Here is a 12,146-nt window from a genome sequence, read left to right as displayed (position 1 = left end):
CCAGCGCCTCCTGCGGCGCGCCCATCAGACCGCCGGCGTCGTTCAGCCAGGTCTCTGCGTCCGTCAGATCGCGGCCATAGGCTGACAGGGTGTGAGGCGAGGCGTCGCGCTCCACCGCCATCATCTCCAGAAAGGCTTCGATCTGCGGGGTCATGCGGGCGTCAGGTCATCGCTTCTGGGTGTGGAGCCGGGCGGCGTCTGGTGTAGAGGGTGTACGGACCATGCCTTCCGACGCCTCGCCTGATTCCTTCCCGTTGTCTTCGGTCCGCACCATAGCCTTGGTGGGGCTGATGGGCGTCGGAAAATCGACCGTGGGGCGGCGCCTGGCGGCCCGATTGGGCTTGCCGTTCGCTGACGGCGATCATGTGATCGAGGAAGCGGCGGGCATGACCGTCAGCGAAATCTTCGCCACGCGCGGCGAGGTCGAGTTCCGGGCAGGCGAAGCGCGGGTGATGAAGCGCCTGCTGGAAGGGCCGCCGATCGTGCTGGCGACCGGGGGCGGGGCGGTGCTCAACCCCGACACCCGCGCCCTGATGAAGCAGCACGCCGTCAGCGTCTGGATGCGCGCGGACCTGAAGGTCATCGCCGAGCGGGTAGGACGACGCGACACCCGGCCGCTGTTGCGCAATCGCGATCCTCTGACGGCCCTCAACGACCTGGCCAAGGCGCGCTATCCCATCTACGGCGAGGCCGATCTGACGGTCGATGTGGGCGGCGGATCGCATGCCCAGGCCGTCGAGGCCATCCTGAAACAATTGCGCCGGTTCGGACGGCAGGAGACCCAGTCATGACCACGACGATCCCGGTCGCGGGCGGCGCCTTCGCCCCCTATGAGGTCGTCGTCGGGCGGGGGCTGCTGAAGACGGCGGGAGCCGAGGTCGTCGCGTTGAAGCCCACGCGCGCCTTCATCGTCAGCGATGAGACGGTGGCGGCGATCCACGGCGAGACGGTGCGCGCCTCTCTGGCGGTGGCGGGCTTGGCGACGGGTATCGTCACCGTTCCGGCGGGCGAGGCGTCCAAGTCTTTCGAGCAGCTTGAGGCGGTGCTGGACCGATTGCTGGCCGAAGGGCTGGATCGCAAGAGCGTGGTCGTCGCCCTGGGCGGCGGCGTGGTGGGCGACCTGGCCGGCCTGGCGGCGGCCCTGTTCATGCGCGGCGTGGATTTCGTGCAGGTTCCGACCACTCTGCTGGCTCAGGTGGATTCCTCGGTCGGCGGCAAGACGGCGATCGACACACCGCGCGGCAAGAACCTGATTGGCGCCTTCCATCAGCCGCGCCGGGTGCTGGCGGACATCGAGGCCCTGGCCACCCTGCCGGTGCGCCAGGTGCGTTCGGGCTGGGCCGAGGTGCTTAAGCACGGGTTGATCTGCGACGCGGCCTTCTTCGACTGGCTGGGCGGCGAGGGGGCAGCGGGCGCCAAGGGCGACCCTGACGCGCTGGAGCGGGCGGTGATCCGCTCGGTCGAGATCAAGGCTCAGATCGTCGGCGAGGATGAGAAGGAGGCGGGCCGTCGCGCCCTGCTGAACCTGGGCCACACCTTCGGTCACGCCCTGGAGGCTGAGCTGGCGTTTGACGAGACCCTGACCCACGGCGAGGCGGTGGCGCTGGGTTGCGCCATGGCCTTCCGCTATTCGGCGCGGCAGGGGCTTTGCCCGGCGGTCGAGGCCGAGCGGGCCGAGGCGGGCATCCGCGCGGCGGGCCTGCCGACGCGACTTTCGGATGTGGCCCACGCCTTCGCGGCCGACGCCCTGATCGCGCGCATGGCGGGGGACAAGAAGGCCGAGGGCGGACGCCTGACCCTGATCCTGGCGCGGGCCGTCGGCGACGCCTTCACCGACAAGGACGTGGACGCCGAGGCGGTGCGCGCCTTCCTGATCGAGGAAGGCGCGGCGTGAAACTGTCGCCCGTCGTCCTTGAAGACGCCTTCGTCCGGCTGGAGCCGTTCACCGAGGCGCTGAAGGATGAAGTTCGGGCGGCGCTGGACTGCGACCCGGACGCCTGGAACGGCATGGTCGCGGCCGCCTATGGCGCGCACTTCGACGGCTGGTGGGACGCGGCGCTGAAGGCGATGGCGGCGGGGTCTCGCATCGCCTATGCCGTGCGGCGCAGGGACGGCGCCGTGGTCGGCACGACCAGCCTCTATGAGATCAAGCCCGAGCATCGGCGCTGCGAGATCGGTTCGACCTTCTATCGACCCGAGGCGCGGGGCGGGGCGATCAACCCGGCGTGCAAGCGTTTGTTGCTGGACTACGCCTTTTCGAACGGGGCGATCCGGGTCGAGATCATCACCGACGCCCTGAACGCCGCCAGCCAGGCGGCCATCCGCAAGCTGGGCGCGACCTTTGAAGGCGTGCTGCGCAAGCACAAGACGACCTGGACCGGGCGGGCGCGGGATACGGCGCAGTTCGCCATTCTGGACGAGGACTGGCCCGACGTGCGGCGACGGCTAGACGAACGGTTGGCGGCGCTCGCCTAGTCGACGGCCCGGCATTCGGTGGGTTCGCGGTCGGCGGCGGTCCATGTCGCCATGACGCCCTTGCCGCGCAGCTCATAGCCGGAGGCGCGATACCAGATGCCGTCGGCGGCGCGTTCCTGGAACAGATCCACCGCCTCGCCGCTGGAGTTGCGCACGGTGGCCATCTGGCGGGGGTTGTCGAAGTCGACCGACAGACGTTCGGAGTTGTTGCACAGGTAGACGGCGTGGACGACGCGGTTCAGGGCGCGGTCCTGAAGCTCGGCGCCGGTGCGGCGGCGCGCGGTCTGGGCTTCGACGGCGCGTTCGCGCACGGCGTCGCCGTCGGTCGGGGCCTCGCGCGGCTCCTGACCGCAGGCGGACAACAGCACCAGGACGGAGACGATGGTCGGCCAGAGGATACGGGTCGGCAAGAGGAGCCTCTCAAGGTCAAGCTTGGAAACTCAACGCCCGGCGTCGCTCAGCGTTCCTGATCGTGATTTCCGGCGTGAGCGGAAGAAGCTGCGCAGCATTTCAGCGGCCGGATCAGCCATGACGCCGCTCTCGGTCCGGGGCCGCCAGTGACAGGTCGGCTGGTCGAAGAAACGCCCGCCGTGGATCACGGCGCCGCCCTTGGGATCGTCCGCGCCCCAAACCACGCGGCCGATGCGGGCGTGGCTGATGGCGCCCGCGCACATGGCGCAAGGCTCAAGGGTGACGTAGAGAGTCAGGTCCGTAAGGCGATAATTCTGCAACTTCGCCGCCGCATCGCGCAGGGCGACGATCTCGGCATGGGCGGTCGGATCATGGGCCGTGATGGGCCCGTTTTGCCCGCGCCCAAGCACTTCGCCGGTGTTTTCGTCCACGATCAAGGCCCCGACCGGCACCTCGCCGGCCTCAGCCGCCGCTTGCGCCAGATCGAGCGCCATGCTCATGAACCGCTCATCATGGATCGCCATCCCAAAGACAACGACAAGAAGCCCCGTTCCCGTCAAGACGACGGCGCGCGCGGTCCCCGCAATTTCGCCGATAAAGGCCCGCGAAAGCCCTTCGACAAGGACGGAAAGCCGGGCGGCAAGCCTCGCGACCGCGCCGGGGGCAAGTCGAGCGACAAGTCCGCGCCCGAGGCCAAGGGCCCCGAACGCACCGAACGAATCGCCAAGGCTATGGCCCGCGCGGGCATCGCCTCGCGTCGTGAGGTCGAACGGCTGATCGGTCTGGGCAAGGTGGCGGTGAACGGCCGCATCCTGGCCACGCCCGCCGTACTGGTGACGCGCGACGACAAGATCACCGTCGACGGCAAGCCGATCGGCGCGGCCCAGGCGACGCGCGTTTGGCGCTATCATAAGCCCGCAGGCCTGATCACCAGCCACAACGATCCGGCGGGCCGCCCGACCGTGTTCGACGCCCTGCCCAGCGGCCTTCCGCGCGTGATTTCGGTCGGCCGCCTCGATCTGGCGACCGAAGGCCTGCTGCTGCTGACCAACGACGGCGAACTCAGCCGGGCGCTGGAACTGCCGGACACGGCCCTGGTGCGCCAGTATCGCGCCCGTGCGCGCGGCCGCATCACCCAGGAGCAGTTGGACAAGCTGAAGGACGGCGTGGTCGTCGACGGCGTGCGCTACGGCCCCGTGGAAGCCACCATCGACAAGGCCAAGGAAAAGACTGAGGGTGAAAAGTCGTCGGCCAACCTGTGGCTCAGCGTCTCGATCACCGAGGGCAAGAACCGCGAAGTCCGCAAGGTGCTGGAGAGCATCGGCCTGACGGTCAACCGCCTGATCCGCCTGGCCTATGGTCCGTTCCAACTCGGCACCTTGCCGGTCGGATCGGTTGAGGAAGTCGGCCCGCGCGTGATCCGCGAGATGCTGGCCGAGCATATCCGTCCCGAGAACCTGCCGACCGGCAACACGGTCGCGACGCCGGCGCCTATTCCGGGGCGTCGCGCCAACACGCCGATCGTGCGCGGCAAGTCCGGCTCGGCCATGTCGGACCCCTCGCGCAAGCCCAGCCGCGTGCGCGCCGCCGAAACGGCCGCCGAGGAAGGCGCTGAGTTCGGCAAGCCCGCTCGCAAGGAGGGCTGGGCCAAGGCCAAGCCGAAGTTCGAGCACAAGAAGACCTTCAAGCCGCGCGCCCGTCCGGGCGATGACGAAGGGACGGAAGGCGGCGATCGTCCGCGCCGTCCGTTCACGCCGCGCGAACCGCGCGCCGACCAGTTCATCGACGACCGCCGCGGTCCGCCCAAGGGCGGCCGTCCCGGCGGAAAGCCCGGCGGCAAGCCGTTCGGTCGTCCCGGTGGAGCCGGTGGGCGTCCCGATGCGCGTTCGGACTCTCGTTCGGGCGACCGACCAGGCGGTCCTCGCGGCGGCGGCAAACCTTTCGGCGGCAAGCCTTCGGGCGGTGCAGGCGGTCGTGGCGGCCCGCGCGGACGCGGCTGACTATTGAGCAGAGGCGCAAGGCATGGCGGACGTTGAAACCCAGTTGAACGGCCGCTGCCTGTGCGGGGCGGTGCGCTTCACCGCCACGCCCAAGGGCGGAATGCACGCCTGCCATTGCGAACGGTGCCGCCGGACTTCGGGCGGGGTGTCGCTCAGCGTCGACTGCGGCGACACTGTCGAGGTCGAGGGGCCGCTGTCGACCTATGACTCGTCCGATTGGGCCGTGCGGCAGTTCTGTTCGGCCTGCGGCTCCAACCTGTTCTGGCGATTGAAGGCGGGCGGCATGGTCATGGTCTCGGTCCAAGCGTTCGACGATCCGTCGGTCTTCGCCTTCGACAGCGAGATCTATATCGACGCCAAGCCTAGCAACTACGCCTTCGCCGGCGATCGCTCCCGCATGACCGGCGCCGAGGTCGAGGCGCTTTACGCGGAGGGCTGAGCGCGTCGGGCGCGCACGATCCGCTCGACGACGATCAACACCACGACCAGGGCGACGGCTTCATAGGCAAGCGCCGATAGCGGCGTGGGCTCCGTGGAAACCGCTTCCGTGGTCAGCGGTTCGCCCAGCAGGGCGATGGCGAGGTTTCCGGCCCAGTGGGCGCCGATGGCGAACTCGATCCCGCCAAGGCGCAAGGCCGCCCAGGTCCAGATCAGGCCTGACAGGGCGCGCGCGACGAAGGCCACAGGATCGGGGTCCAGGTGAATGGCGGAAAACACGACGGCGTTGAACAGGCATAGGATGATCAGGCTGCCTGTGAATCCGCCCGTCACCCGGAGCAGGACGCCGCGAAAGACGACCTCTTCGGCGGCGGCTGCGGCGAACAGGCCGAGGGTCGCGGCGGCGACGTAGAACAGGCGGCTTTCGATCGAATAGGCGGGATTCACGATCGGCGCCGGACCCGTGGGGTCGATCAGGTTGTAGATCAGAACGCTGGCGCTACCCACGACGGCCATGACGATGAACCCGAGCCACAGCTGGCGTCGGGCGAAGGGGCGGCCGGGCCACAGGAAGGCCGTCGTCGGCGCGCCATAGGCTATCTTGGCGCTGAGCAGCACGGCGCCCGCCAACAAACCGAGGAAGGCGCCGAGGCCCAGCACGGATACGATTTCGCCATACAGACGGTTCGGTCCTTCCGGCACAGGGTCAAAGACGCCGGCCCGAACAAGGCCCATCGCTTCGATGGCGATCATCGCCAGGGCGATGACGATGGAGGCGGCGATCATCAGTACGAACGACAGGGCGATGAAGCCCGCGAGCCGCTTCCACCGCGCCGCGGGCCGAGCGCCGACGATCAGCGGACTGTTACGCGCTTCTTCAATTGCAACGAGAAATGGCGAGAGGCGGGAGCCTGAGAATCCGGCGTTCGACATGGGGCGACCGTTGCATTGCGCGCGTGGTCGGTCCAGAGGCGGGGTCATGAGAATCGTCGCTGGACAATATCGCGGTCGGGCCATCGTCACGCCCGAGGGACAGAACACGCGGCCGACGTCGGATCGGGCGCGTCAGGCGATCTTCAACGTGCTGGAGCATGCGCCGTGGGCCGAAGGCCTGCATGAGGCGCGGGTGATCGATCTGTACGCCGGTTCGGGCGCGCTGGGGTTCGAGGCGCTGTCGCGCGGGGCGGCCTTTTGCCTGTTTGTGGATACGGACGACGGCGCGCGCGGCGCGATCCGCGAGAACATGGACGCCTATGGCCTGTTCGGACGGTGCCGTGTGCATCGGCGCAGCGCGACCGATCTGGGGCCGCGCCCCGGTTCGGCGGGCGAGGCCTTCACCCTGGCGTTTCTGGACCCGCCCTACGCCAAGGGGCTGGGAGAGCAGACGCTGGCGCGGTTGCTGGAGGGCGGCTGGCTGGCGCCGGGCGCCATTGTGGTGTTCGAGCGCGGCTCGGACGAGCCCGAGATCGACACCCCCGGCTATGAGCGATTGGACGCGCGCGACTACGGCGCCGCGCGCGTCCTGTTCCTCAGGGCGTCAGAAGCTTCGACCTGAGGTCCGGTTGTCGGCCCGGCTGCGCAGGCGGCTGAGGCCGTCGCGGTTGACGACATAGGGGCCACCGTTGCGGGACTTGATGACGCCCTTGCGCTTCAGGCTGCGCCATTGATCGAGGTTACAGCCGTCCAGCACCCAGCCTTCGCGGGTGAAGCAGCGGGCGGCCAGGATGCGGCCCTGTTCGTCGCGTTCCAGCAGGATGCGACCGCCCTGGGCGAGGGCGTGGAGCGTGCGTTGCTCCGCACGTGACAGGTTCATGGGATTGAGATTTCCAAGGCATGAGAAGACACGCGCCCGGCGCAACGGGGCGCGGGGCGGGCTCAGGAGGCCTCGGGACGATCAGCGTCCAGGCCTATGCCGTGGCTACAATCTCAAACATGGTTCCATCCCATTGGGGGAAGGCGCGGCTTATAGCGCGAGGTGTGGTCGGCGGCTAGGCGCTTCAACCTCTGCGGCGCTGAAGCTCGGAGGCCAGGGCGCGGGCGCCGGCCGTGACGTCGGCCCAGGTGACGTCGAAGCCGTCGTCCTCGCCGAAATAGGGATCGGCCACGGCCTGACCGGCGCGGCCCTCGACGTGATCCAGCAACAGGGACAGTTCGGCCGTGGCGTCGGGCGGGGCGAGGCGGCGCAGGTTGGCCAGATTATCGTGATCCATCGCCACCAGATGGGTGAAGCGGCGGTAGTCGGCGGGCTTCACCTGACGGCCGCGCAGGGCCGAGATGTCGACGCCGTTTTTCAACGCGACCGCCTGCGCCCGCGGATCAGGCGGAGAGTCGACGTGCCAGCCGCCTGTGCCTGCGGAATCGGCGACCACATCCAGCTTCAGGCGGCGCGCCTCTTCACGGAAGGCCGCTTCAGCCAGCGGCGAGCGACAGATGTTGCCGAGGCAAACGAAGAGGACGGAAGGAGTCATGCCCTCAGGTAGCGAAGCGGTAGGGTGACGAAAAGATCATCGCCGTCCGAACAGCTTCTCTAGATCGTGCAGCTTCAGCTCCACATAGGTCGGACGGCCGTGGTTGCACTGGCCGGAGTGGGGCGTGGCCTCCATCTGGCGCAGCAGGGCGTTCATTTCGGGCGCCGACAGGACGCGGCCCGAGCGCACCGAGCCGTGGCAGGCCATCGTGCCGCAAACCTCGGCCATCCGCTCCTTCAGCGACAGGGCGGCGCCGTGTTCGGACAGGTCGTCGGCGATGTCGCGGATCAGGCCCTGAACGTCGGTGTCGCCCAGCAGGGCCGGGGTTTCGCGCACCAGCACCGCGCCCGCGCCGAACGCTTCGACGATCAGGCCCATCTCGGCTAGTTCCTCGGCCTTGGCGGCGACACGCTCGGCCTCGGCGGGGTCCAGTTCGACGACTTCGGGCGTCAGCAGGGCCTGACGGGTGACGGCGCCGTCGGCCATCTGGGCCTTCATCCGCTCATAGACGAGGCGTTCGTGGGCGGCGTGCTGATCGACAATGACCAGGCCGTCGCGGGTCTGGGCCACGATGTAATTGCCGTGAAGCTGGGCCCGCGCGGCGCCCAGCGGGTAATCGATCAGGTCGGCGGGGGCCGAGGCGCCGGGCGCGATCTGGCCCGCATGTTCGGCCTGAATCTCGCCAAGGGTGCGGAAGCTGGTGGGGGCGGCTTCACCGCTCCACGTATGCTCGACGCGGGCGGAGCGTTCGTTGAGGCCCGGCAGGTTCTGGGCGGCGGCGGCCGGTTGCGACCAGCCCTGCCAGCCGCTCCAACTCGGCGCGGCGTTGCTGAACGTCTGCGGCGCGGCCGGGTTGTAGAGGGCCTCGCCCGTATGCGGGCGGAACCCTGACAGAGCGTCGGCGGCGACCGTGGTCGAGGCGCGGTGTCCCGCCGCGTGCAGGGCGTGGCGCAGGGCGCCGACGATCAGGCCGCGCACCAGCGCCGGATCGCGGAAGCGGACCTCCGCCTTGGCCGGGTGAACGTTCACGTCGACATACAGCGGGTCGATGTCGATGAAGAGGGCCGCCGCCGGGTGCCGGTCACGCGCCAGGAAGTCGGCGTAGGCGCCGCGCAGGGCGCCCTGCAGCAGGCGGTCGCGCACAGGGCGGCCGTTGACGAACAGGAACTGGTGCGCCGCATTGCCGCGCGAATAGGTCGGCAGGCCCGCATAGCCCGACAGGCGCACGCCGTCGCGCTCCTGATCGATCAGCAGGGCGTTGGCCTCGAAGTCGCGGCCCAGCAGGGCGCCGAGGCGTTTCAGCCGTCCCTCGTCGCCGGGATGTTCGGCGGGCAGGCGCAGGGTCGTCTTGCCGTCGAGGCTAAGGGTGAAGGCCACCGCCTCATGCGCCATGGCCTGGCGTTTGATCTCCTCGGAGATGGCCATGGCCTCGGCCCGCTCGGACTTCATGAACTTCAGCCGGGCAGGGGTGGCGTAGAACAGGTCGCGCACCTCGACCCGCGCCCCGTGCGGGCCGGGGAAGGCGGCGGGCGACAGGGGCCGCTGGGCGCCGCCCTCGACCGAAATGGCCCAGGCGTCGTTCTGAGGCTGGCCCGCCTCGACGCGCGCGCGGGTCGTGATGTTCAGCCGGGCGACCGAGCCGATGGAGGGCAGGGCCTCGCCCCGGAAGCCGAGGGTGAAGATGCGCAGCAGGTCCACGTCGCCCGCATCGTCCGGCTCAAGCTTCGATGTGGCGTGGCGTTCGATGGCGACGGGCAGTTCGTCGCGCGGGATGCCCTTGCCGTCGTCGGCGATCAGGATGCGGGTCAGGCCGCCGCCGTCTGCCTGAATTTCGATGCTGCGGGCGTCGGCGTCGATGGCGTTCTCGACCAGTTCCTTGATGGCGCTGGCGGGGCGTTCGACCACCTCGCCGGCGGCGATGCGGTTGACGGTTTCGGGGGGGAGGCGACGGATGGTCATGTGAGTCGCGAGGATAGGCGCCGTCGCCCGCAGACGCACCTCAATCCTTTTTTCGTGAGGTCGAAGGCTGTTTTCGTGATCGGGGGGCTTGAAGCGCGTGAATGGCAACTTATACTGTTGCAGTCCGACGGCGAGGCCGGACGGACACTCGACCTGTTTCCGGACTGTCTGTCCAGTTTTCGTTTCAACCGTTTGATTGAGGTTTCCTCTCCCATGAAGATCAAAGCCGCCCTGATCGCCGTTTCGGCCGCCGCCCTGCTGGCCGCCTGCAGCCAGCCCGCCGACACCGCCGGCGCCCCGACGACCGACGCCGCCTCGACCGCTCCGGTCGCGCTGAAGGCGACCTCGGGCGTCTATGTGATGGACCCGACCCACGCCTCGCTGCAGTGGTCGCTGCCGCACAACTCGATCTCGAACTACACGGCGCGCTTCAACAAGTTCGACGCCAAGATCACGCTGGACACCGCCAACCTGGCCAACAGCACGGTTGAGGCGACCATCGATCCGGCTTCGGTCGACGCCAACTATCCGGGCGACTACGTCGGCACCCACGCCGCCACCGGCTTCAAGAGCTGGAGCGAGGACATCGCCAAGAACAAGGCCTTCCTGAACGCCACGGCCTTCCCGCAGATCACCTTCAAGTCGACCAAGGTCGAGCTGACCGGCACGCGCACCGCCAAGGTGACGGGCGACCTGACCTTCCTGGGCGTGACCAAGCCTGTGACGCTGGACGCCACCTTCAACGGCGACCTAGAGAAGCACCCGTTCGTGCCGGCGCCGGCCATCGGCTTCTCGGCTGAAGGCAAGTTCAAGCGCACCGACTTCGGCATGGCGCTGGGTCCGGTCGGCGATGAAGTGACGATCCGCTTCGACGCCGAGTTCATCCAGGAAGTCGCCCCGGCGGCTCCGGCGGCTCCCGCCGCCTGATAGGCTGCGACACGACGAAGGGGCGGGGCCGTTCGGCCCCGCCCTCTTCATGTTCAGACTGACGCGAGAGCTCTCATGACCCGCCGCCGCCCCAGCCGATACAGCGCCGTCGCCATCACCCTGCACTGGTTGATCGCGGTCGCCATCCTGTCGATGATCCCGATGGGCTGGTGGATGAGCGACGCCATTGTCGAGCCGGACAGCCAGGCGCTGGCCTATCGCGTCTTCCAGATTCACAAGTCGATCGGCTTCCTGATCCTGGCGCTGACGGTGCTGCGGATCGCGTGGCGGCTGACGCACCCGGTTCCGGCCCTGCCCGGCGCCATGAAGGGGTGGGAGCAATTCGCCGCGCGGGCGACGCACGCCGCCTTTTACGCCCTGATGCTGGCCCTGCCGCTGACGGGTTGGGCCTATGTCTCGACCGGCTGGGCCGTGGTCACGGACACGCCGTTGGCCGTGGCGACCAGCTGGTTCGGCCTGTTCACCATTCCGCATCTGCCGTTCATCGAGCACGCCTCCGAAGCCGCCCGTCGCACGACAGCCTGGATGGCCATGGGTGCGCACAGCAAGCTGGCGTGGGGCGCGATCGTGCTAGTCGCCCTGCACGTCGGGGCGGCGCTGAAGCATCAGTTCTTTGAGCGCGACGGCGTGCTGTCGCACATGATCCCGGTCCTGCCGCATGGCGGTGACGCGCATGGTGTCGCGCCCGAGCCGACGCTGGCCCTGCGCTGGGCCGAGCGGCTAGCGGGCGTGGCCTTCGTGGTCGTGATCGGCGCCGCCTTCGGACTGGCGGCCAAGCCTGCGCCCAAGACGGAGGGGCAGGCGGTCGCCTCGGCGCCTGCCGCCGCGCCTGCGGCTGACGCCGCTGTGACGCCGGGCGCGGCCGCCGCCTGGACCGTGGACAAGGCCGCCTCGACCATCCAGTTCACCGGAACCCACACCGGCAAGGCCTTCACCGGCCGGTTCGAGCAGTGGGACGCGCAAGTCTGGTTCGACCCGGCCGATCTGGCTGGATCGAAAGCCGTGGTGACGGTCCAGACCGGCACGGCCAAGACCGGCGACGCCACCCAGGAAGGCAGCCTGCCGGGCGCCGAATGGTTCGACGCGTCGACCTATCCGACCGCCCGCTTCGAAGCGACGACGTTCAAGGCGCTGGGCGGCAACCGCTATGAGGCGACGGGAACCCTGCGCATCAAGACGACGACGGTCCCGGTCGTCCTGCCCTTCACCTTCGACGAGGCGAGCGGCACGGCCACGGTCGCGGGCAAGCTGGAGCTGGACCGCACGGCGCTGAACATGGGCATGATGTCCGACGCGGGCGGCGACTGGGTGTCCAAGGCCATCGGCGTCGAGATCAAGGTGACGGCGACGCGTCAGGGTTAAGAAATCGGGCGCGGGGTTTGCCCGACTCCGCGCGGGGCGCTACAGCCTTCGGCTCTCCCTTCCTTGAGCGCCGAAAGAGCGACGC

The 12,146-nt window shown here is 68.9% G+C and carries 15 protein-coding genes; 8 read left to right on the top strand and 7 right to left on the bottom strand.

Going from position 1 to position 12,146, the window contains the following annotated elements:
* Positions 1 to 154: site-specific integrase (locus B2Y21_RS10585; RefSeq protein WP_292059608.1), on the bottom strand; the 154-nt coding region annotated here is incomplete at its 3' end.
* Positions 155 to 221: 67 nt separating this feature from the next.
* Here B2Y21_RS10585 and B2Y21_RS10580 point away from each other — a divergent pair.
* Genes B2Y21_RS10580 through B2Y21_RS10570 form a run of 3 tightly spaced genes read left to right on the top strand, consistent with a single transcriptional unit; the run spans position 222 to position 2,475 of the window.
* Entirely contained in the window at positions 222 to 791 is a 570-nt protein-coding gene (locus B2Y21_RS10580) for a shikimate kinase (RefSeq protein WP_003165277.1), read from the top strand.
* Complete coding sequence (aroB, locus tag B2Y21_RS10575; RefSeq protein WP_292059605.1) at positions 788 to 1,894, top strand: 3-dehydroquinate synthase; 1,107 nt, start codon at positions 788 to 790, stop codon at positions 1,892 to 1,894. Before B2Y21_RS10580 ends, aroB begins: the two co-directional genes overlap by 4 nt.
* A complete protein-coding gene (locus B2Y21_RS10570) occupies positions 1,891 to 2,475 on the top strand; it encodes a GNAT family N-acetyltransferase (protein WP_292059603.1) in 585 nt (194 codons plus the stop codon). The genes aroB and B2Y21_RS10570 overlap by 4 nt, the downstream gene beginning before the upstream one ends.
* Here the strand turns inward: B2Y21_RS10570 and B2Y21_RS10565 are convergent.
* On the bottom strand, positions 2,472 to 2,885 hold the full coding sequence (locus B2Y21_RS10565) for an MliC family protein (protein WP_046654111.1): 414 nt from the start codon (positions 2,883 to 2,885) through the stop codon (positions 2,472 to 2,474). The two genes, B2Y21_RS10570 and B2Y21_RS10565, sit on opposite strands and share 4 nt — an antisense overlap.
* A gap of 30 nt (positions 2,886 to 2,915) precedes the next feature.
* Positions 2,916 to 3,386, bottom strand: coding sequence for a tRNA adenosine(34) deaminase TadA (tadA, locus tag B2Y21_RS10560; protein WP_292059601.1), 471 nt, complete (start codon positions 3,384 to 3,386; stop codon positions 2,916 to 2,918).
* A gap of 12 nt (positions 3,387 to 3,398) precedes the next feature.
* Here tadA and B2Y21_RS10555 point away from each other — a divergent pair, with 12 nt between their 5' ends.
* Entirely contained in the window at positions 3,399 to 4,886 is a 1,488-nt protein-coding gene (locus tag B2Y21_RS10555; RefSeq protein WP_292059599.1) for a pseudouridine synthase, read from the top strand.
* Positions 4,887 to 4,908: 22 nt separating this feature from the next.
* Entirely contained in the window at positions 4,909 to 5,325 is a 417-nt protein-coding gene (locus tag B2Y21_RS10550) for a GFA family protein (RefSeq protein ID WP_292059597.1), read from the top strand.
* Here the strand turns inward: B2Y21_RS10550 and B2Y21_RS10545 are convergent.
* Positions 5,310 to 6,257, bottom strand: coding sequence for a CPBP family intramembrane glutamic endopeptidase (locus B2Y21_RS10545; RefSeq protein ID WP_292059595.1), 948 nt, complete (start codon positions 6,255 to 6,257; stop codon positions 5,310 to 5,312). The two genes, B2Y21_RS10550 and B2Y21_RS10545, sit on opposite strands and share 16 nt — an antisense overlap.
* 46 nt (positions 6,258 to 6,303) lie before the next feature.
* Between B2Y21_RS10545 and rsmD the strand changes: the two genes are divergently transcribed.
* Positions 6,304 to 6,879 (top strand): 16S rRNA (guanine(966)-N(2))-methyltransferase RsmD, encoded by a 576-nt coding sequence (rsmD, locus tag B2Y21_RS10540; RefSeq protein ID WP_269298343.1) that lies wholly within the window; start codon positions 6,304 to 6,306, stop codon positions 6,877 to 6,879.
* Here the strand turns inward: rsmD and B2Y21_RS10535 are convergent.
* The 3 genes from B2Y21_RS10535 to mutL form a co-directional block, all read right to left on the bottom strand.
* Positions 6,862 to 7,137 (bottom strand): YjhX family toxin, encoded by a 276-nt coding sequence (locus B2Y21_RS10535; RefSeq protein WP_003165268.1) that lies wholly within the window; start codon positions 7,135 to 7,137, stop codon positions 6,862 to 6,864. The two genes, rsmD and B2Y21_RS10535, sit on opposite strands and share 18 nt — an antisense overlap.
* Before the next feature lie 184 nt (positions 7,138 to 7,321).
* Positions 7,322 to 7,792: a low molecular weight protein-tyrosine-phosphatase gene (locus B2Y21_RS10530; protein WP_292059593.1), complete on the bottom strand. Its 471-nt coding sequence runs from the start codon at positions 7,790 to 7,792 to the stop codon at positions 7,322 to 7,324.
* Positions 7,793 to 7,828: 36 nt separating this feature from the next.
* Positions 7,829 to 9,751 (bottom strand): DNA mismatch repair endonuclease MutL, encoded by a 1,923-nt coding sequence (mutL, locus tag B2Y21_RS10525; RefSeq protein ID WP_292059590.1) that lies wholly within the window; start codon positions 9,749 to 9,751, stop codon positions 7,829 to 7,831.
* A gap of 213 nt (positions 9,752 to 9,964) precedes the next feature.
* On the opposite strand from mutL, the gene B2Y21_RS10520 reads away from it, so the two are divergent.
* On the top strand, positions 9,965 to 10,678 hold the full coding sequence (locus B2Y21_RS10520) for a YceI family protein (protein WP_292059588.1): 714 nt from the start codon (positions 9,965 to 9,967) through the stop codon (positions 10,676 to 10,678).
* Positions 10,679 to 10,753: 75 nt separating this feature from the next.
* Positions 10,754 to 12,061 (top strand): YceI family protein, encoded by a 1,308-nt coding sequence (locus B2Y21_RS10515; protein WP_292059586.1) that lies wholly within the window; start codon positions 10,754 to 10,756, stop codon positions 12,059 to 12,061.
* Positions 12,062 to 12,146: the final 85 nt, after the last annotated feature.

It is taken from the genome of Brevundimonas sp. UBA5936, assembly GCA_002430835.1.
Classification (GTDB): domain Bacteria; phylum Pseudomonadota; class Alphaproteobacteria; order Caulobacterales; family Caulobacteraceae; genus Brevundimonas.
The sequence above is the reverse complement of the archived record's forward strand: the minus strand, read 5'-3'. Positions and strand labels throughout refer to the sequence as shown.